We start from the raw sequence: 1743 nt of genomic DNA on the forward strand, positions 1-1743 counted from the left end.
ACAGGTAGTAACACAGCCACGCAGCAAGCGTGAAGGCACTGCGCACCAGCATCGGCCGCACGATCGGCGAGCGCATCGTGTCGGCAAACAACTGTCGTCCGCCGATCGCCGCGCACGCGCCCAGAATGGCAATGCTGCGGAAGAACATGATCTGCCAGACGCTCATGCCGACGACCAACAGCTTGATCGAGGCATCCTGTGTCGAAAACAGCAAATAGGCAGCACCGGTCAGCAGGATGCCTGCAAGCACCCGCTCGCGTGTTTCGAGAATGGCGATATCGGCCATAAGGCGCGTGGGACCAAATTGCCGGAGCGGCAGAATGCTGTGAGGAGCGACACGAGGAGCTGTGAATTCAGTTCCCTCGGCACCAAGCTATAAGGGCGAAAATCGCTGCGGCGCTACGCCAGCCCGCTGGTTATGTTGGGGCAGGGGGCCATGCCGAGCTGCACTGTCGCCAAGCCTACTGCGTCGCCTGGTAAAGCTCCGAAGCGGCTTCTTTCAGCGCGCGTCGGCCGTCGGACCTGAAATACATCATGTGCCCGCCCTCGACGACATCGAGACGGATAGGCTTGGCATCGGCGAGCGATGGGATCTGGTTCACCAGGTAGCGCGAGGCGAGGTAAGGCGTGACCAGGTCGGTGTAGCCGTTGACGATCACGACACCAAGCGAAGGGTTCAGTGAGCGTGCGCGCTGCAGATCGTCCATCACTCCGGCATAGCCTTGCCGCGAGGCGCTGGTCCCGTAATCCCATTTGTGGCTGATTTCGCCATTGAGCAGCCGATAGCTGACATCGGTGCGGAAACTCAATTCGTCACGGATGTAGCCGACGAAAGCCGACGTCAGCGCCGGCACGCTGCGGTCGAGCACCGGATCCGGGCCGGCGATGCGGGCGCTCTCAGGCGCGATATCGGCTGTGCCGATCGTGGCGTCATAGGGGCTGAGCACCTTGCCGCTGGCACGGGCGAACTCCCTTGCGAACAGGCTGGTGGGGATGCGAGCGGAGTTCCGTTGCACCAAATCGAGTGGCAGGCCGGTGATCTCAGCGACGCGCTGGCTCGCCAGCCGCCTGCCTTGCTCCAGTCCGCTGGTGATTGCCGTAAGGTAATCGCCCATCGCATAATGTTCGACTTCGGCCAGCTTCTCCCGCAATGCATCGCCGCTGACGCCTTCGGTGCGTAGCCGCACCGCCGCCAGTGACGGCAGTTCGAGCGCCCAATGCAGCGGCTCGAATTCGTCGGGCTGCACCAGCGTGAACTCCAGCGCTGGCGAGATCAGCACGATGCCGCTCGGACTGACGCCGATATCTTCCTGCAATGTCCTGGCGAGCAGCGCCGCGCGGAACCCGCCATAGCTTTCGCCGGCGAGGAACAGCGGCGACCCGGTGCGGCCGTTCTGCGCGAGATAGAGCCGGATGAAGGCGCCAATCGAGCTGGCATCCTGGTTGACGCCCCAGAAATCGCGCGTGTCCTGCCCCGGTGCCTCGCGGCTGTAGCCGGTCCCCACCGGATCGACGAAGACGAGATCCGTCATGTCGAGCCAGCTGTCCGGATTGTCGATCAGTCTTTGCGGTGAGGGCAGGAGTTCGCCATCGGCTCCCGTCGCGATTATCCGTGGACCGAGTGCGCCGAGATGCAGATAGGCGGACGCTGCTCCAGGGCCGCCATTGAACACGAAGGTGATCGGCCGATGCGGGTCTTTGGCCACGCTCGCCAGCGGCTCCAGCGTGTAGGCGACGTAGAAG

At 63.4% G+C, this 1743-nt stretch carries 1 protein-coding gene and 1 pseudogene; both read right to left on the reverse strand.

The genetic code is table 11. The features are described from left to right. A pseudogene (locus tag EN906_RS33080) lies at positions 1–286 on the reverse strand (EamA/RhaT family transporter); the annotation flags it as partial. A gap of 175 nt (positions 287–461) precedes the next feature. Further along, positions 462–1743: alpha/beta hydrolase (locus EN906_RS33085; RefSeq protein ID WP_127375719.1), on the reverse strand; the 1282-nt coding region annotated here is incomplete at its 5' end.

This window comes from Mesorhizobium sp. M7A.F.Ca.CA.004.06.1.1 (genome assembly GCF_003999135.1).
Classification (GTDB): Bacteria; Pseudomonadota; Alphaproteobacteria; order Rhizobiales; family Rhizobiaceae; genus Mesorhizobium.